Source organism: Chromobacterium sp. HL1 (genome assembly GCF_057418835.1).
In genome coordinates this window covers 1,768,313-1,787,713 of sequence record NZ_CP162399.1, presented here as the reverse complement: position 1 = coordinate 1,787,713, position 19,401 = coordinate 1,768,313, and the positions used below count along the sequence as shown (strand labels likewise).

Sequence of the window (19,401 nt, the reverse complement as noted above, 5' to 3'; positions counted from 1 at the left end):
ACGGGACAGGGCCTGGCCTTGAACACACGCTCAAGGCCGGGAGCTCGGCAAAACGGGCTTATTGCCAGAGCAGGGTCAGGTTGAAATGGGTGATGGCGGGCCGGTTCCAGCCTTGCGGCTGGCGCATTGCGCGTTCGTGGCTGAGTTCGGCGCTGAGTTTGCCCGCCAACTGCGCGCGCAGGCCGGCGGCCCAGCCGGAAAGGCTGCGACTGCTGTCGTCGGCGTAAGCCGGATGCGACACCCGGCCGGCGTCCAGGCCCAGATAGCCTTCCAGCTGCGCGCCGGCCATGGCCGGCAGCGGCGCGCTCAACTCATTGCGCCAGTACAGGCCGCCGCGGCCGCTGAGGCTGTTGCTGTTGAAGCCGCGCACGGTGTAACGGCTGCCGATGGAAAACTGTTCCGAGGGCAGCAGCGGATCGGCGCTGTACTGGCCGCGCAGCTCGCTGCTCCAACGCCAGGTTTGGCTGCCCAAGCGCAGCGGCAGCTGCAAGGCCAGACGGCTTTGAAACAGCTCATGGCGGGCGGTGAAGCCGGAGGCGGCCGTTTGCTCTTCGTTTTGCGCGCCCCAGCCGCCGATGCCGCGCTGATACGCCAGCGAGGCGTCCAGCACCGCTTCGCCCAGATAGCGGCGATGACTCAGCTCCAGGCCGGCGATGGTCAGATCGCGGCGCTGCTGCACGATTTCCGCGTCTTCGATAAAACTGCGCAAGGCCTTGCGGGTCAGGCTGGCCTTGAGTTCGGTCTTGCTGCTCTGGTCTCGGTGAAGCAAGCGCGCCAGCGATAGCAGGGTATTGCGGCTATGGCCGCTGGAAGAGAAGGATTGGTTGACGCCCTGCACCGTTTGCCGGTACGCGAACGCGCTATAGCTGGCGAAGGCAGTCCAATCGCCCCAGGGCAGCAGCCAGGACACGGTATGCGCCTGGCTCAGCGGGTGGGCGATATGCTCGGCGTCCTGACTCCAGGACAGGGACAGCAGATCGTTGAAGCCGGTGGCGCCGCCCAGCAGCAGGCTGGCGTTGCTCTGCAGCCTGCCGGTGGCGGGCTGGCCGCTGTCGTCCAGGCTCAGTTGCCCGGTCAGCTGGCGCGCGCGGCTGCGGCTGACCGCCACGTCGCTTTCGCCCGGCTGTTGTCCGGGGACGATTTCCATCGTCGCCTGCTGGGTGGGCACCCGCCCCAATTGCTCCAGCCCCTGCTCCAGCGCGCGCACATTGAGAATGTCGCCGGCGCCAAGCGGAAAGGCAGACGCCAGGCCGCGGTCGCCCGGCCCTTCCTTGAGCCGGATTTGATGGATGCGGCCGGGCACCACCGCCAGCCGCAAGCGTCCCTGCGTCAGGTTTTGCTCCGGCAGATACACCCGGCTGGTGACATAGCCGCGCTCCACCATCGCATTGCTCAGCTCCGCCACCACCTGGTCCAGTTGGGCCAAGCCCAGGCATTGGCCTTGCCAGCGGGCCGCCGCCGCAGGCAGCCAGCCGCGCCAGGCGACGGGCATGCCCTCCAGCGCGATTTGCCTCACCGTGAAACACGCGCCTTCATGAGCCCCCGCGGCGGCGGGCAGAGCGGCGGGACTGGGCGCGGATGGGGATTGGAGCACGTCGGGCCGCCGTTGCAGCTCTTCCCGCTGCTGCTCCAGTTGTTGTTGCTGATGCCGAAGAATGTGTTCATCCAGCGCGGCGGCGCCGGCGGCGGGAACAAGAAAGCCGCCCAAAACGGCGGCCTGAATCAGGGTATGGTTCACGGAGACTTAGAGTGATTATTTTAAATTATTTAAATGGTATTTATGTTCCCATTTTAAATAATGACAATCACAAGGTAACTACGTGAAAATACGTAACACATAAAAAAACCGGAAGCCTCGCTTCCGGTTTTTAGTCTGCCGCGTCTTGTTCCGCTCAAGCCAGAACAATGCTCTCCAGCTCCGGCAAGGCGATTTTGTGATCCTTGCTGTATTGGTAGTCGTGGAACACGTGCTCGGCGCTGAGCAGTTGATAGCCGCCGTCTTCGCGCCGGACTGTGGTGTCTTTGAGACGATAGGCGTTGTGGCCGCAGGTCCAGCAATCGAAATTGCGCATCTGCGTGCACAAACAGGTCTTGTCCCACACCTTGATGCGGCGCTCGCCGGGGTGGGCGGCCACTTCGCGGTTATAGGCCTCGATATAGGAACAGCCGCCCTTGGCGTCCAGCAGATAGCCGTAGGCCTCGCAATTGGGCCGGATGCCGTCGCCGATGGCCGGACAGTGCTTGATCATCCGCATCGGATAGCCGGTGGGCGACAGCTGGTTGACTTCGATGTCGTCCTCGTTGGCCTTGAAGTATTCCTGCTGCACCTTCTCCGGCAGGCCGCATTCGCGCGCCACGGTAAAGCGGGTGGCCACCTGCACCGCGCCGGCGCCCATCTCCAGAAAGTTGGTCGCATCGCTGCCGGTGAACACGCCGCCGGCCGGAATCAGCGGGATGTCCAGTTGCTCCGCCCGCAGCCAGTCGCGGATTTCCACGACGATGGCGGCCAGATCGTATTGCGCCCAGTCCATGCCGAAGCCGAGGTGGCCGCCGGCCAGCGGGCCTTCCACCACCACGTAGTCCGGCAAGCGGTTGCTGCGCGCGCTCTTTTTCAGGAAGAGCTGCAGGGCGCGCAGCGAGGAGACGATGATGCCGAGTTTGGCGTCGCGAAAGCGCGGGTGGTCTTCCATCAGCGCGAAGGAGCCCAGGTGCAGACCGGCGGCCAGGGTGATGCCGTCGATACCGGCGTCCAGCGCGGCGTGCATGCGCGTGCGCAAGGTTTCCTTGGGCGCGTTCATGGTCAGCTTTTCCATGCAGTTGATGAAGACCAGGCCGTCGCCGCGTTTGGCTTCCATGGTCTTGCCCACATGCATGCGGGTGGCCTCGGCCAGCAGGCCCAAGTCGAACTGCACGACGGATTTGTCGCTGTTCTCGACATTGAATTTGTACTGCTTGAGCTTGTCTTTGACGTATTTGGTGTTGAAGCGGCGGTCGGTCACCGTGGGCACCATGGCGTCGGAAATATGGCCCACGCCGCCCAGCCTGGCCGCTTCCAGCGCCAGCGCCGAGGTGGAGATGTCCACGCCCATGCCGCCTATCATGATGGGCACCAGCTCCTGCTTGCCCAGCCGCAGTCTGAAATCGTCAACGCACTTCATTAAATCAGCCTATCTCTCCTGAATGCTGGCGGGCATTATCCCCCCGCATTGTGGGAAAATCCATTTTTTTAGAGTTTTTGCTCCGAGCTCTCGGCCGGGACCGAGACCGCCGGGCCGCAATCTGGACTTTAGCCCGCCCAAGCCACTATGCGCCCGCCAGATTGCAGCCGTGCTACGCGCCTGCCATTGAAAAAGCCGGGAGACCCCGGCTTTTTCCAGCTCGCCGACGCGCGGCGGGCATTGCGCCGGCGCTTACCAAATGCGAATGCGCTCGTCCTGGGGCTTGAACATCTTGTCGCCGGGCTTGACCTCGAAGGTTTTGGCGAAGGCGTCGCTATTGCTCGCCGCGCCGATGGCGCGGAACTCCCCCGGCGAATGCGGATCGGTCACCAAACGCGACAACAAGGCCTCGTCGCGAATCTTGGTGCGCCACACTTGGGCGAAACCGTAGAAGAAACGCTGGTCGCCGCTCATGCCGTCTATCGTCGGCGCGCGCTTGCCGTCCAGGGACAGCAGGTAGGCTTTGTAGGCGATTTGCAGGCCGGCGTTGTCGGCGATGTTCTCCCCCAGCGTCAGTTCGCCGTTGATATGCTTGCCCGGCAAGGGTTCGTAGCCGCTGTACTGCGCCACCAGCTTGCCGGTCAGCTGGTCGAAACGGGCCCGGTCTTCCGCCGTCCACCAATTGCGCATATTGCCGTCGCCGTCGAACTGGCTGCCCTGATCGTCGAAACCGTGACTGATTTCATGGCCGATCACCGCGCCGATGCCGCCGTAATTGGCGGCGTCGTCCGCCTTGGCGTCAAAGAACGGCGGCTGCAGAATGGCGGCCGGAAACACGATTTCGTTCAGCGACGGGTTGTAGTAGGCGTTGACGGTTTGCGGCGTCATCCCCCACTCCTCGCGGTCCACCGGCTTGCCCAAGCGGGCCAGCATGCGGCGGTATTCGAACATCGAGCCGCGCTTGATATTGCCCACCAGATCGTCCCGCTTGATCTCCAGGCCGCCGTAGTCTCTCCACTTGTTGGGATAGCCTATCTTCAGCATGTATTTGGACAGTTTTTCCTGCGCGGCCTTCTTGGTGGCCGGGCTCATCCAGCTGAGCGTGTCTATGCTCTGGGCGTAGGCCTTCATCAGATTGCCCACCAGCGCTTCCATCTTGGCCTTGGACTCCGGCGGGAAGTAAGCCTGCACATAGAGCTTGCCCAGGGCTTCGCCCAGATTGCCCTCCACCGCCTTCACCCCGCGCTTCCAGCGCGGCTGTTGCTCCAGCGTGCCGGCCAGCGCCTTGCCGTGGAAATCGAAACGGGTCTGCGCCAGGACGCCGTCCAGATAAGGCGCGTAGGCGTCCAGCGTCTGCGCCGTCAGATAATCCTGCCAGTCTTGCAGCGGCAACGCGGCCGCCAGCTTGGCCCAGGCCTCTGCGTAGCTGGGCTGATTGACGTTGACGGCGCTGATACCGCCGGCCTCGGCCGCGTCCAGGAAAGCCTGCCAGTCAAAGCCCGGCGCCCGCTTTTTCAGCTCGGCCACGCTCATCTTGTTGTAAGTCTTTTGCGGGTCCCGGTTCTGCACCTTGCTCCACTGGGCTTCCGCCAACTTGGTTTCCAGCGCGAACACGCGCTGGGCGCGCTGCTCCGCGTCGGCGTAGCCGCCCAGCTTGAATAGTTTGACCAGATAGGCGCGATAAGCCTGGCGCGCCTTCTCGAAGCGCGCGTCCTTGCCCAGATAGTAGTCGCGGTCCGGCATGCTCAGGCCGTTCTGATACAGGCCGGCCAGGTATTGGCGCGCGTCCTTGGCGTCCGCTTCAACGTAAAAAGCCAAGGGCTGTTGCACGCCCAGGCCCTGCGCCGCGCCCATCCAGGCCGCCAAGGCGCTCTTGTCCTTCAAGGCGGCGATGGCCGTCAGTTCGCCGCGCATCGGCGTCAGGCCCAGCTTGTCCAGCGCGGCCTCGTCCATGAAGCTGTAATACAGATCGCCGATCTTTTGCGCCTCAGCCGACGCCTTCGGCTTGGCGGCGGCCTCCTCTATCAGCTTGCGGCTGCGCTCCAGGCTCAGATCGCGCAATTGCTTGAAAGCGCCGTCGTTGTCTTCGGACGCCGGCAACACCGCGTGCTTGACCCAGGCGCCGTTGACCGCGTGATAGATATCGTCTTGCGGACGCACCGCGCTGTCGAAATGCTGTTTGTCGATGCCGGACACGGCGCTGGCTTGCGCTTGCCAAGCCAGCAACAGGCTGGCGGCCATCAGGGCTAACTTCATTTTCATCGGGGTTCCTTTCACTCCATTTCTCTGCGGCCCTGTTTTCCTTGTTTTGGTTCCGGTGAAAATGCCGGGCCGGCTCGCAATTGCGAAATAAAGGCAGCCCGAAGGCTGCCTTTTCCTCACAAGGGGTCAAACATCAATTTCATGACAAAGACAATATATGAATCAAGACAAGTTATATAAGGTGTGCCTTGGCCGGACTCGCGGGATCACTGCACAAACTGCTCGGAGCCCACGATGCCCAATTTAGTCACACCCAAACGCTGCGACTCCGCCAGCACCATCGCCACCGGCTCATACCCCGCGTCCTTGTTCGGCTTGATGTGGAACTCCGGCTGCGGCGCCCGCGCCGCCGCTTCCGTCAGCTTCTTCTCCAAAGCCTCCCGGTTCGCCAAACGCTCTCCGTTCCACAAGATCCCGTTGTCCGCCGCAATGTCGATCTGCACCACCACCGGCTTCTCCATCGGCTTCGCCGGACTGCTCACCGGCATGTCCAGCTTCACCGCGTGCGTCTGGATCGGGATGGTGATGATCAACATGATCAGCAGCACCAGCATCACGTCGATCAAGGGCGTGGTGTTCATCTCCACCATCAGCTCGTCGTCGGACGAGCCTACGTTCATTCCCATCTTGCTCTCCCTTCTAGTTGCGCGGCGGCGGTTCGGTAATAAAGGCGATCTTCACGATCCCCGCCTGCTGCACCGCCAGCACGATCCGGCCGATCGGGCTGTACTTCGCCGCCAGATCCCCCCGGATGTGCACTTCCGGCTGCGGCTCCTTCTTCGCCTCCTTCACCAGCCGCGCCAGCAGTTCTTCCTGCGTCTTCACCGGCGTGGTGTTCCAGTAGATGGTGTTGCCGGTGTCCACCCCCAGCACGATGTTCTCCGGCTTGGTCTGCGTCGGGATATTGCTTTCCTTCGGCAAGGCCATCTTCACCGTCTGCGTCACCACCGGCACCGTGATCAGGAAGATGATCAGCAGCACCAGCATCACGTCCACCAGCGGCGTGGTGTTGATCGCGGACATCACCGCGTCTTCGTCGCCCTTGCCGTGGCCTTGGCCGAATCTTGCGTTGCGCCCCTTCATCGTCGTCGCCTCAGCGCGCGTTCAGCAGGCTGGCGTGCAGGCGGCCGGCCACCACGCGCACCATGTCCAGCACCAGCTTGTTGCGACGCACCAGCCAGTTGTATCCCAGCACCGCCGGCACCGCCACGCCCAGACCGATCGCGGTCATGATCAGCGCCTCGCCTACCGGGCCCGCCACTTTGTCGATCGACGCCTGGCCGGACATGCCGATCGCGGTCAGCGCGTGGTAAATGCCCCATACCGTGCCGAACAGGCCGACGAAGGGCGCCGTGGAACCCACGGTGGCCACCACCGACAGGCCGTTTTGCATATGGTGGCTGGCGGAGTCCACCGCGTCGGAGATGGCCATCGACACCCAGGTGTTGAGGTCGACGCGGCCGGCCAGTTCGCCCTTGTGTTCGGCCGCCGCGTCAATGCCGGCCGCCGCCACCGCGCTGAACATGCCTTCGTCGGCCAGTTCGCTCGCGCGTTTTTGCAGTTCCGCGCCGTGAGACGCCAGCAGTTCCCGGCCTTGCTTCAGCAGGCGGCGCTGTTCCAGCAGTTTGACGATGCCCACGTACCAGGTGGCCGCGGACATGATCAGCAGAATGATCAGGGTGCCGCGCGCGACGATGTCGCCTTGCGCCCACAGGGCGTCGATGCCGTACGGGTTGCTGGTCACGTGCGCGGTTTCGGCGGCCAGGACAGGCAGGCTGGCCAGCAGGGCCAGGGCGGCGAAGGCGGTGCGAGTGGTCTTGGTCATGCTTTGGTTCTCCTAAGAGTTGCTGTGCTCCGGTCGAGGCGCGCTCGCGCTCATTCGCCGGAGTCGAGTTTGAAGCCGAATTCCTGGCTCAACAGGCTGTTGGGTTTGCAGCTATAGCCTTGCAGCGCGGCGCTGATCGCCGACTGGAAGCCGCTGCGGTAACGCGGCGGGATGCCGCCGTCGAACGAGATGTTGGCGATGTGGCTGAAGCGGCCGTTGTCGCCCACCTGGAAGGCCACGCGCACCACGCCCTGGATCTCGTCCTGCTGCGCCTTGCTCGGGTATTCCGGGGCTTGCAGCTGGGTGCAGTTGGCCTTGGCCGACACCGGACCCTTGGGCGCCTCCACCGCCGGGGCGGGAGTGGGCGCCGGCTGCGGCGCCGGGTCCGAGGTGGTGGACTGGATCGCGTTGGCCGTGGAGGTGACCGGCGGCGGATTGACCACCGGCGGCACATAGGCCTGCGGCTTGGGCGCGGCGGTGGGCTGCACCACTTTTTCTATTTTGGGGGGCGGAGGGGGCGGAGGCGGCGGCGGTTCGCTGATGACCGCCACTTCCACTTTTTGCTGGATCACTTTGACCACGCCCTGGGCCAGGCCCGACACCAGCGCGTAGATCAACAGTGCATGGAAGACGATCACGCCGACCAAGCCCGCAATGCGGCGCTTGGGCGGGGGACCGCCGATTCCTCTGGCTGTGATGCTCGTCATGTTTATATCCACTGTCTTCTGATTCGCCCGGCGGCGGCGCGCCGCCGGGCCCGAGAACGGGGCGGACTCCAGTCCGCCCCATCCAGTTTCCCGCCGCCTTAGAGCTTGTAATTAGCCTTGAGGAAGAAGGAACGGCCCATCGGATCGGTAAAGCGCGGATCGTAGTTCTGCTGAGTCGAACGCGTTAACTGATTGGAGTAAGGCGGCTCTTGATCGAACAGATTCTTGATGCCGGCGGTCACCGTCAGCTTTTTGTTCCAGGTATAGGAACCAGACATATTCCAGGTGGAGTAAGGTCTGACGTTGTGGTCCTGACCTGCCGGGTTGGCATCGGTGTAACCGGACTTGTAGTTCTGGGCCAGCATCGCGCCCCACGGGCCGTAAGCCCAGCCCAAAGTCAGGTTATGCTGCCAACGGAAAGTCGGACCGCCGTCGATGTACGAGCCCAGGCTGCTGTAATACGGGCCGTTTTTCTCGTTCTGGTAGGAGTACTTGGACAGATAAGTGCCGTCCAGGGTCGCGGTGAAGGTGCCGGCGGCGGTCTTGGGCAATACCCAGTTCAGCTTGACGTCGACGCCGGCGGCGCTCAGATTGCCCAGGTTGTCGTAGTCGTCGATGATGTAGGACAGATTGCCGTTGCCGTCGCGGACAAAGTTTTTAGAGTACTTGACCGGATCCGCGAAGATGGCGGTTTCGTCCAGAACGCTGATCTGACCCTTGATCATGGTCCACCAGAAATCCGCGCTGGCGGTGAAGTCCTTGACCGGTTCGATCACCATGCCGAAGGACAAGGAGGACGACTTTTCCGGTTCCAGCTTCTTGTTGCCCGCAATGCGCTTATTGCGCTGCATCTTGGTGCAAGCGGTGCCGTCTGCGCCCGGCGCAGGATTCACGCCGTCCGGACAAGCGCCGTAATCAACGTAGCTGCTGCTGGTCAGCTGCAACTGGTTGGGGCGGTAGATATTGTACAGCGACGGCGCGCGGAAGCCGGTGCTGGCCGAGCCGCGGAACATCACTTGCGAGCTGGGCTGGAACTTGAAGGCGACTTTCGGGTTGATCGAGCTGTCGGTATCGCTGTAGTGGTCGTAGCGCGCGGCCAGTTGCACATCCAGGTTCTTCAGCACCGGAATGTCCGCCTCGCCGTAGAAAGCGTAGGCGGAACGGCTGCCGCTGGAATCTTCAGTCTTGTCCTGGCCCGTGCTCAAGGCGTCGCGGGTCACCGCTTTGTTGTAGATCGTGCTCAAGGACTCGCGGCGCACTTCCGCGCCCAGCGCGATCGCCAGCATGCCGGCCGGCAGTTGCAACACTTCGCGGCTGGCCTTGATGTCGGCCATGTCGATGGTGGACTTGGCTTCCTTGGTCTGGCCGGTCATGCCCACCGAGCGCCAGGCAGCGAGGTTGTTGCCGGACAGATCGAACGGATCCAGCGCGCCGCTGTCGACCGCGGACTGCATCTTGCTCTTGCTGACGTAGCCGGAGGTCAGGTTTTCCTTGATCAGGTTTTCCGAACGGCCGATGCCGGCGCGGTAATCCCAACCGGCGATCAGGCCTTCCATATTCAGCATCAGGCGCTGCGTGACCGAGTTGGCTTCGGTCTCGCGATTGCCCAGCGGAATGGTGCGCACATACAGCTTGTCGCGCTTGCTCGGGTCCACCGCGTTGGCGCGGGTGATGTCGCCGGCGGTCGGCAGCGGCGCGTTCTGCGCAGTGGTGATTGTTTCGGTGCGGGTGTATTGCAGCGACAGCTCGTGGTTGTCGCCAATGCGCTTGGTGGCCTTGATCAGGCCGGAAATCTGCTCCACCTGCGGGATGATGCTGGGGTACAAAGAGAAATACTCAACGCAACGCCCGCCTACGTACTGCGAAAAGGGCGGCGCGCATTTCGGCGCGGAAGGCGTCACCCACTTGTTGGTTCTGCCGTCCAGATAGTTGCCGGGCCATGCATTGGGGCTGGTGCTGGTATAGGGGGTGATTTGCTTGGCGAAATCACGCTGGCCCGCCATCACCATATCCTGCTTCAGGTAGTCGATGGCGCCGTAGACGTTGAAACCGTCCTGGTTCAAGTCGCCGATGCCGTAGGAGGCGTTGACGCGCTTTTCATCGCCGCCGCCGTGCTGCGGATTGGCCAGGCTGCCGCCGATGCTGAAGCCCTTCAAGCTCTTCTTGGTGATGAAGTTCATCACGCCGCCGATGGCGTCGGTGCCGTAGATGGCGGAGGCGCCGTCCAGCAACACTTCCACGCGCTCGATGGCGGACAGCGGAATGGCGTTCAGGTCGGCGGAGGTGCCGTCAATCGCCTGATTGGCCATGCGGCGGCCGTCCAGCAAGACCAGCGTGTATTGATTGCCCAGGCCGCGCAAGCTGGCGAAAGAGCCGCCGCCGGAGGACGCGCCGACCGAGGCGCTAGCCCCTTGCGACGACTGGTTGGCGGCGATGCTGTTGACCACCTGCTCCACCGTGGTCAGACCCTGCTTGGCCAGGTCTTCGGTTTTGAGAATGGTGACGGGCAGCGCCTTTTCCTGCTTGATGCTGCGCTTGATGTTGGAACCGGTGATCTCCACCCGGTCCAGTTGACCGGAGTTCGCCTCAGCGGCGAATGCGAACGGCGCATGGCTCGCCATGCCGGCCATGGCCAGGGCAAGCACTAGCTGCTTCTTTTGACTTCTCAACTTGATTTCTCCTTAACTGCACACGGAAACCAGCAGCGCTTCTGACGAACGTTTGCTGGATACTGCAGGTCGTCGACAATCGAACGTCATGACCGTGTTTCGAGTGTGTTAAGGATTGTTGCCCCCCGTCAATATTTGTTGAGGGGCGATCCTGCTCGTCCGGCGCCACGTTTAAACGCGCCTTTTGACGGAGAAATGCGCAAAAATCATGTTAGCGCTTGAAAATCAATAGACTATGCCCCTGATTTTTGCCAGCAGCTTTTACAGAAAGCCGCTAATTCCATGTCATTTTCCATGGTGAGAACAACTTGCCATTGTTGCTTTTTTGCATTTTTACGACAAATTCGTACAAGAATTTCAGATTAGACTAATTTTGCAAAAACTTATGCATTCGTTTTTTTAATGGCAGGCATGTAAAAAAACATTCATATCCAATCTAAACCACGCCAACTTAGCAGCATGCCCTCAGCCAAATTCATTCCAAAAACATAAAACCCCGCCGCGCCAAACGGCGCGACGGGGCTTGATCAAACCACCTTGGCGAGGCTTAGAGCTTGTAGCTGGCTTTCAGGAAGTAGGCGCGCCCCACCGGGTCCGCCACCACCGGGTCAAAGCCGTACTGGAAGGTTTTGGTCTGGTTGCTGAACGGCGGCTCCTGGTCGAACAGATTGCGGATGCCGGCGGTAATGGTCAGCTTCTTGTCCCACACATAGCTGCCGGACAGGTTCCAGTTGGAGTACGGGCGCACATTATGGCCTTCATCGTTGGGATTCAGGTCGGTGTAGCCGGACGAGTAGTTCTGCACCAATACCCCGCTCCACGGCCCCTGGGCCCAGTTGAACGCCAGGCTGTGCTTCCAGCGCAAGGTCGGCTGCAGAATATTCTGATACCAACCGCCCAGAGAGCTCAGATAAGGGCCCTTGGGCTCCATTTGCTGCTGGTACTTGGAGGTGTAGGTGCCGTCCAGATTGACGCCGAAATTGCCCCAAGCCATCTTGGGCAGACGGAAAGCCAGACTGATGTCCACGCCGGCCGCGCTCAAAGTGCCCAGGTTCTGGGTGGTGGTGATCACATGGTTGAGCGAACCGTCGGGGTTGCGCACAAACTTGTCCGCGTACTTGCCCGGATCGGCGAAAATCACGCCCGGATCCAGCGCGCCGATGGTGTCCTTCACCGTGGTCCACCAGAAGTCCGCGCTGGCGGTGATTTCCTTGATCGGCTCGATCACGATGCCGAAGGTCAGCGAGCTGGCCTTCTCCGGCGACAAATTGTTGTTGCCGCCCTGCAAGGCTTCGAACTGGGTGTTGCAATCATCCACCTTGTTGCCGCCGTTGGCCGGCGTGCCGCCCGGGCAGCGCAAGGGGTCGTTGAACTTGTTGGCGGTGTAGGTCTTGCTATTGGGCGTGAACACGTCGTACAGCGTCGGCGCGCGGAAGCCCTTGCTGGCCGAGGAGCGGAACAAGACCTGAGGGATAGGCTGATACTTGACGGCGATCTTGGGGTTGAAGGAGCTGCCGAAGTCGGTGTAGCGGTCGTAACGCGCCGCCAGCTGGGCGTCGAAGTTCTTGAAGATGGGGATGTCCGCTTCGACATAGGCCGCGGTCACGCCGCGGCTGCCGCTGGTGGACTTGGAATCGGCGATGCCGGAGCCCAACGCAAACTGGGCGATGTCCTGGATCTGGCTGTCCAGCTTCTCACGCCGGGTTTCCACGCCGAAAGCCGTCGCCACCATGCCGGCCGGCAACTGAAACACCTCCTTGCTGACCTTGAAGTCCGCCATCACCGTCTGATATTTGGCGATCCAGCCATCGCCCTTCAGCTCGGTGCTCTGCCAGGCGCCCGGCGCGGAATCGCCGAAGGGATTGATGGTGCCGTCCTGGAAGGCGGCGGCGATCTTGTCGCCGTGCACATAGCCGGACTTGTAATTGATGATGGTCTTGTTCTCGGAGTAGGCCACCCCGCCGCGGTAATCCCAGCCCGCCAGCAAGCCTTCGGCGTTGAAAGCCAGCCGCTGCGTGGTGGACAGGCTCTCGGTCACGCGCGGCCCCAGCGGCACCGCGCGCGAGTTGATCACCACATCGCTGCCGTCGGTGGGCGTGCCGTCCGGCAAATGGGTCGGATAATACTTGTCGCCCGCCTTCAGGGTGGCGATCTTGGCCAGCGGCGCCGGCGAGATGCGCGTGGTGCTCAGATTGCGCGCCCCCATGTACTGCAGCGACAGGGTATGTTCCCCAATCTGCTTGGTGCCCTTGGCGAAGGCGGTCAGTTGCTCCACCTCCGGCGTCAAGTCCATGTAGAGGGTGGCGTTCTCGCCACAGGAGTTGGCGTCTATCGGCTTGGCGTACGGCGGTTTGCAATTCGGCGCCGTCGGGTTGTAGGCGTTGCCCTTGTAGGTGAAGTTGGACGGGAAGACCCGGCCGCTCAGATTGTCCGCGGTCAGGTATTTGTTGGCGAAGGAACGGTTCAGCGTGGTGATGGCGTCCAGCTTCTGATAACTCAGGGAGCCGTAAACGTTGTAGCCGTCCTTGTTCAGATCGCCGATGCCGGCGGTGATGCTGGCGCTGCCGGTATTGCCGCCCTTGTGGTCGGTGGACACCAGCTCGCCCGCCACCGTCACACCCTGATAGCTTTTCTTGGTGATGAAGTTGATCACGCCGCCGATGGCGTCGGTGCCGTAGATGGCGGAAGCGCCGTCGCGCAGCACCTCGATGCGCTCAATCGCCGACAGCGGGATGGCGTTCAAATCCGTGGCGTAGCCGCCAATCGCCTGGCTGGCGACGCGGCGGCCGTCCAGCAGCACCAGCGTGTACTGCGAGCCCAGGCCGCGCAGGCTGGCGTAGGAGGCGCCGCCCGACACCGTCTGCACCGACGAAGCGCCCACCATGCTGGACTGGTTGCTGGCCAGCGAATTCACCACCTGCTCCACCGTGGTGAAGCCCTGCTTGCTCATTTCCTCGGTGCGAACCACCGTCACCGGCAGCGCTTTTTCCTGCTTGATGCTGCGCTTGATGTTAGACCCTGTGATTTCCACCCGGTCCAGGGTGCCGCTGCTCGATTCCGCCGCCCAAACGCTGCCGGCTTGGCCGCCCAGGCCTGCCAGGGCCAGGGCCAGCACCAACTTCTTCTTGCTAGTTCTCATGATTTCTCCAGTCATGTGTCTAACCTGCTTAGCGCGCTTCTCTAGACACGCTTTCGGCAGATCATCCAGCCGCAGACTATTTGTCATATGGCCTGACACGATGCTTGGAGCATTTATTACAGACGGTCAATCGACATCATGAATCGTCACATACCGTCTTTCCGCCCACGGCGGCGTCCTGGATGAAAACCGTCGCGCCGCCATCGGCCGGAAAGGCCGCCGGCAAAGGCTTACGCCCGATGGCGGCGCGCAGGCCGCCGCTGTGGCGTTTACAGCGGCGCGTTGTCATTTTGCCAATGCGCTGTGTGGCACGATATTTTTATGACATGTGTAAAAATCAGATAGACGATTAAATCAATGCGTTTAACTCATGCCTGCGGAACACCGGGCCAAACAGCGGTCCATCAGGCCGGAGCCGGCTCGCAATCCTTTAAGGAAACCGTGCGCTCCGGCTGCCCGGACAGTTGCACCCGCATCGCCCGGCCGGCCAGTTCGCGTCCTTCCAGCTGCCGCGGCTCGGCGCTGAAATTCACCGTCAAGCGGCTGCCGTCCGCAAAGCGGGTCTGTTGCGACAAGCGGTCCGGCGTCAGCCAGGCAAAACCAGTCATGGCCTGGGTCGCCAGTTGCCGGTGCAGCGGCCGGAACACCTGATCGGCGCAGCGCATCAGCGGCAGCCGCTTTTCCAGGCTCTCCACGCTCAGGTGCCAGAGCGGCGGCGTGTTGTACAGCCATTGCGTCAGCAGATTGTCGGCATAGGCGTTGCTGAACTTCAGGTTGTCGTACAGCCAGTGATTGCTGGTGACGATGGAGTCGTGGAACGCCGCCTGGTAAAGCGGCAAGCGGTAGCCCGGCTGGTAGTAAATATTCAGATACGGCTGTTTCAGGGGCACGGCGCGAAAAAACACCTCAGGCTGATTCGCCGGAAACCAGCGGCCCAGGAAGTACGGCGATTTGGGATTTTTCTGCAGATCGGGATCGCCCCAGCCCAGCACCGGCACCTGCATGCCGTGCGCGAAGGCGATGCCGCGCGAGGTGGCGGCGTTGCCGTTTTCCGAACCCACCGGCACGCCGAAGCGGTCCCGCACCCAGGCCATGCTGCGTTCATTGCCGGCCGCCACGCCGGCCTGGCTGGTCCGCCGGCCGGGGCTGTGATCGTCGAACACCATGCCGGTGGCGTAGGCGTCCAGAAACCAGCTGTTGAAACCCAGCGCCTGATGCAGCGCCTGGCTGCGCTGACGCAAGACCGGCCGCACGCAATCCGGGTTGGTGTAATAGCCGGACTGCTGGAAGCCGCTCTTGCGCCGGCCGCTGGCCAAGGTAATGCCGCAGTTCCGGTACGCGGCGGCGCCCTGCTGCGCCGTCAGCCAATCCTCGCGCTGCCCGGGCGGCAAGGCGGTTTCATAGGAATCGTAGGCCGCCATCAGATAGCCGGCGCGCACGCCCGCCTTCATCGCTTGCGGCTGCCACAAGCCGCCCTCCCAATTGTCCATGCCCAGCCACAGGCGCTCCAGGCCGGCCGCGCGCAAGGCCCGCAGCGTGCGGAGCGACAAGCCGCCGCCCCAATCGTCAGGCTCGCCCAAGGCCGCGCCGAACACTTCCCTCACCTCGCGCCGCAGGCGGCGGTAAGGCTCGGCCAGCTTGTTCCACGCCGGCGCGGCGCTCAGCCAGCCGGCGCGCGCCTCCGCCGTGGCCGCCTGATTGAAGGCCGCCAACAGCACCCGGCGCTGGTAGGCGTCGGGCCGGGCCGAGGCCGTCCGCAGCGCCGCGGCGGCTTCGGCGTCGAAGCGCCCTCTCAGCCGCCGCGCCAGCGCGCTGTCGCCGCGCAGCAAGCTCAGCCAGCGTCCCCAGTCGCGCACATCCTCCGCGCCCAGCAAATCGTTGCCCCATAGATAGACATGGCTGGCGCCCACCAGCTTGGCGGTTTCCGGCTGCGCGCGCATCTTGTCGGCCAGGCTTTCGAAACGCCCCGCCCCGATCAGCCATTGCCGATAACGCTTGGCCCCGGCCAAGAGGTCCCCGTCCGCCAGATGCAAGAGCAAGATCATCGGCTCCCGCCGGTTCAAGGCGTTGAAATCATGGCTGAGCGCCAGCCCCAGGCCGGCGCCGTCCCGGCTTACCTTCAAACGGTTGTTGAAGGGATTGAGCAGCAGCCAATGCAGGCTGCTCGCGCCGTAGTCCATGCCCCACAAGGGCAAGCTGAGGTTTTCCGAGGTGTTTAGCCCGTCGCCGGCGAAGCGCGGCAGGAAATCCAGCCACAGCGGGTCGCCGGCCGGCGCATAACTGCCCTCGGCCAAGGGCAGCAGCAAGCCGCGCCCCATCGCCGCCGCCGGCTGCCGCAGCAGCGGCACGGTCTCCGCTGCGCCGGCTCCGGCTTGAACCGTCAGCGTCAGGTCCGGCCCGTCCAGGCGCGCGCTCAAGCGATAACGGCCGCGCTCCCAGGACCAGGCGGCGCCGGCCGCGTCCGCGTTCAGATCCGCCACCGCGCGCGCCGGGCCGCCGCTCGACACCGCCAGCGGCGGCTGTCCGGCCGGCGTCGCGGTCACCGCCAGGGTGGCCGGGTCCAGCGCCACCCTCCATTGCGCGTTCTCCAGCCGGATCTGCGCCCAGGCGCTCAGGGGCAGACACATCGCCGCCAGCGCAAAAACAAGGGAATGAGGGGATATCGGCATTGCGGGCACTCTCCGTATGGGAATCAAGACGGAGAGATTAAAAAGGCAAAGGCCGCCCCGATTGTCAGGCCAATGTCAGGATTTCAGCGCGGCCCCACCTGACGGTGCGCCAGCCTCAACACCAATTGACCGCGCGCCTCGGCGCGCACCAGGGCCACGCTCTGCCATAGCTCGCCCCGGCCGGGCGGCCAGCGCAGCGCCTCGCCCAGCTCGCGCCGCCGCCACCAGACAAAGCCGTAGTCGCTGCGACGCAACAGCGATTGCTCCAGCCAGGGCTGGGCGCAGGCCGCGCGCGGCGGCGGCAAGCGCGACACCGCCAGCGGGCTGCGCGACAGCCAATCCAGATTGGCCACCTCAGGCAAGGCCAGCTCGGCCTGCCATTGCCGGCCGGCGGCGCTGAGCTGCAAGCGGTAAGCGCCCGCCGCCAGGGGCCGGCTCAGGTCCGCGCTTTCCAGGCGGAAGCCTTGGCCGTCTTCCCGCTCCAGCAAGCCGCCGCGCAGCAGATCATGCCCCTGTGCGTCCAATAGCCGGGCGTCCTCCAGCGCGCCGCGGCCGCTCAGCACCACCCGGTAGGCGCGCGCCAGCGGCATATCGCGCTGCGCCAGCTCCAGCGTCAGTTGCGGCAGCCAGGCCGGCAGCGTCAGCGGCGCGTCCTTGCCGCAGTGCTCGGCGCTCAGCGCCGCCAAGGCCTGCGCCCAGGCTTGCCGCTGCGCCTGGCTGCGCAAGGCCGGCCAGCTTTCGGACAGCGCCTGCCAGGCGGCCGCGTCGTCCGCGCCCAGCAAGGCGCGGTTCAAGGCCGCCAGCGGATCCGCGACGGCCGGCGCGGCCAGCGCCAGCCACAAACACCATGCGCGCAGCATCAGTTCTTCTCCAAACGGTAGCCGACGCCGCGCACGGTTTCGATGGCGATGCCGGGCAGCTTCTGCCGCAGTTGCAGGATGTGAGTGTCCACGGTGCGCGTGGACGGAAAGCTGTCGTAACCCCAGACCTGATTCAGCAATTCGTCGCGGCTCATCACCCGTCCGGCCATGCGCGCCAACAACGCCAGCAGTTCGAACTCGGTGCGCGTCAACGCCACCTCCCGTCCTTGCCAGTTCGCCGATTGCCTAGCCGGCTGCAGGCTCAAGGCCCCCAGACTCAGGCTGCCGTCGCCCAAAGGCCGCAACTGGGCGCGAATCCGCGCCAGCAACTCGGCATGGGCGAAAGGCTTGCTCAGATAGTCGCGCGCGCCCGCCTCCAGCCCGGCCACCCGGTCGCCCACCTCCACCCGCGCCGTCAGCACGATCACCGGCAAGGCTTTCTGCGCCAGCCAGCCTGGCAAATGCCGCAGGCTGTCGCCGTCCGGCAGGCTGCGGTCCAGGATGACCAGATCGGCGCGCAGCCACTGCGCGGCCGCGTCCTCCGCCCGCCGCAGCCACAGGCAGCGATAACCCGCGTCCTCCAGAAAGCGGCTCAGGCCGTCGCCCAGCGTTGCGTCGTCTTCAATCAAGAGCAAGGTGTTCATCGCGGGGAATCCTGTCGCGGCGCCCGCTTGACGGGCAGTTGCAAGCTAAAGCGCGTGGGCGGCCCGGACAGGCTCAACCGGCCGCCCAGCCGCTTCAGCACCCGCCGGACGATGGCCAGGCCCAGCCCCATGCCCTCGCCGCCGCCGTCGCGCCGCGCCAGTCGGCGCAGCCGGTAATCCCTCAGGCGGCCGCCGTCGCACACCGTCAGCGTCAAATTGCGGCCGTCCCAATCCGCCAGCACGCGCCAGGGCGGCCGGCCATGCCGGCGCGCGTTGGCCAGCAAATTGTCCAGGCACAAGCCCAGCCAATAGGCCGGCAACAGCACGGTCGCGTCCTCATTCAGACAAAACGCGGCCTGATGCCGCTCCGTGATCGCGTCCAGCCATTCCGCCAGCCGCACCGCTTGCCTCCCTTCGTCCAGGCGTTCGGCGGACAAGTAATGGCGGCTGGCTTCGGCCAACTGACGCAGGCGGCTGACGCCGCCGGCCAAATGTCCGAACTGATCTTGAGCGGAATCCGGCAGGCGGTCGAAATCCCGGCGCAGCCCCTCCACCACGCCGGCCAGGCCGGCGATGGGGGTGCGCAATTCATGAGTGAGCATCTGCAAGGCGAAACGCCGCTCCCGTTCCAGGCGCCGCCACTGCCAGGCCAGCCAGCCGCCGGCGGCCAGCGCCAGCCCGGCGAGGCCCGCCAGTAAAGCCCGCCAGGGCCAGGCCGGCGCCGGCGTCGGGTTCAAGCACAGTCCGTCCTGGCGCTCAGCGCAGGCGCCCGCGCCGGCCGCGGACACCCTGACCCCGGCCGCTTCCGCCCGTTCCCGCCAGGCGGCCGCCGGGTACAGCCGCCATTGGCCGTCCCGCAGCCGCCACAGCGCGCCGTCCTGCCACAGCCAACGCGCGCCGGCCAGCAAGGCGTCCAGATTGTCGTCCGACAGCCCGCCCAACAGCCCCAGATCGTCGTCTCGTTCGCGCACATGCAGCCAGTCCGCCACCGCCGCCCGCGGCCGGCCCTGCCGCCAGTGCGCGGCGCTGCTGCCGCCCAAGGGATGAACCGGATGCAGGCGCAGCCAGTCGTCCGGCAGACGTCCGTCCGCGCAGCGCCGACGTTCGAAATCCCGCCACAGCGCCGGCAGGGCAGACAGATCCCCCTCGCAGCGGCGCTCGTGCGCCTCCAGCTGCCGCAAGGCGCGCAGGCTGTAGCGGGACCAGGCCGGCTGCAGCGACGCCGGCGCGATCAGCCCCTCGTCCAGCGACTGAATCCGCGTCAGCGCCAAAGACCGCGCCGGCCGCGATTCGGCCAAGGCGGCGTCCAGCCGCGACGACAGCTCGCCGGCCCAGGCCGCGTGGCAGATCAATAGGCAACAACACAGACGTAGCTTCATGCGCCGCATTATACGGAAAACCCGCCGCCGCTCGGCTGACAGGCCGGCGCGAATCCGCTAGCATGCGTTTCCGGCTCATGACACAAGAT

The 19,401-nt window shown here is 64.3% G+C and carries 13 protein-coding genes; all 13 read right to left on the bottom strand.

Annotation, left to right across the window (positions count from 1 at the left end; all coding sequences use genetic code 11):
• Positions 1-58: 58 nt before the first annotated feature.
• On the bottom strand, positions 59-1,738 hold the full coding sequence (locus AB1Z25_RS08260) for a ShlB/FhaC/HecB family hemolysin secretion/activation protein (RefSeq protein ID WP_486637001.1): 1,680 nt from the start codon (positions 1,736-1,738) through the stop codon (positions 59-61).
• A 154-nt stretch (positions 1,739-1,892) separates the two neighbouring features.
• Positions 1,893-3,158, bottom strand: coding sequence for a nitronate monooxygenase (locus tag AB1Z25_RS08255; protein WP_486637000.1), 1,266 nt, complete (start codon positions 3,156-3,158; stop codon positions 1,893-1,895).
• A 252-nt stretch (positions 3,159-3,410) separates the two neighbouring features.
• Positions 3,411-5,420, bottom strand: a complete 2,010-nt coding sequence (locus AB1Z25_RS08250; protein WP_486636999.1) for a M13 family metallopeptidase — start codon at positions 5,418-5,420, stop codon at positions 3,411-3,413.
• Between the two features lie 206 nt (positions 5,421-5,626).
• Positions 5,627-6,046, bottom strand: a complete 420-nt coding sequence (locus AB1Z25_RS08245; protein ID WP_227103648.1) for an ExbD/TolR family protein — start codon at positions 6,044-6,046, stop codon at positions 5,627-5,629.
• A 13-nt stretch (positions 6,047-6,059) separates the two neighbouring features.
• Positions 6,060-6,503, bottom strand: coding sequence for an ExbD/TolR family protein (locus AB1Z25_RS08240; RefSeq protein WP_227103650.1), 444 nt, complete (start codon positions 6,501-6,503; stop codon positions 6,060-6,062).
• Positions 6,504-6,513: 10 nt separating this feature from the next.
• Positions 6,514-7,245: a MotA/TolQ/ExbB proton channel family protein gene (locus AB1Z25_RS08235; RefSeq protein WP_107799544.1), complete on the bottom strand. Its 732-nt coding sequence runs from the start codon at positions 7,243-7,245 to the stop codon at positions 6,514-6,516.
• Positions 7,246-7,295: 50 nt separating this feature from the next.
• Positions 7,296-7,952, bottom strand: a complete 657-nt coding sequence (locus AB1Z25_RS08230) for an energy transducer TonB (protein ID WP_227103654.1) — start codon at positions 7,950-7,952, stop codon at positions 7,296-7,298.
• Positions 7,953-8,050: 98 nt separating this feature from the next.
• A complete protein-coding gene (locus AB1Z25_RS08225) occupies positions 8,051-10,621 on the bottom strand; it encodes a TonB-dependent receptor (RefSeq protein WP_486636998.1) in 2,571 nt (856 codons plus the stop codon).
• A gap of 547 nt (positions 10,622-11,168) precedes the next feature.
• Complete coding sequence (locus tag AB1Z25_RS08220; protein WP_227103658.1) at positions 11,169-13,760, bottom strand: TonB-dependent receptor; 2,592 nt, start codon at positions 13,758-13,760, stop codon at positions 11,169-11,171.
• Between the two features lie 404 nt (positions 13,761-14,164).
• Positions 14,165-16,429: a glycoside hydrolase gene (locus AB1Z25_RS08215; protein ID WP_486636997.1), complete on the bottom strand. Its 2,265-nt coding sequence runs from the start codon at positions 16,427-16,429 to the stop codon at positions 14,165-14,167.
• 83 nt (positions 16,430-16,512) lie between these two features.
• The gene (locus AB1Z25_RS08210) at positions 16,513-17,289 is read right to left on the bottom strand and encodes a DUF2861 family protein (RefSeq protein WP_235089059.1); all 777 of its coding nucleotides are present in this window, start codon (positions 17,287-17,289) and stop codon (positions 16,513-16,515) included.
• Positions 17,289-17,933, bottom strand: coding sequence for a response regulator transcription factor (locus tag AB1Z25_RS08205; protein WP_107799444.1), 645 nt, complete (start codon positions 17,931-17,933; stop codon positions 17,289-17,291). Before AB1Z25_RS08205 ends, AB1Z25_RS08210 begins: the two co-directional genes overlap by 1 nt.
• Positions 17,930-19,312, bottom strand: a complete 1,383-nt coding sequence (locus tag AB1Z25_RS08200; RefSeq protein WP_486636996.1) for an ATP-binding protein — start codon at positions 19,310-19,312, stop codon at positions 17,930-17,932. The genes AB1Z25_RS08205 and AB1Z25_RS08200 overlap by 4 nt, the downstream gene beginning before the upstream one ends.
• Positions 19,313-19,401: the final 89 nt, after the last annotated feature.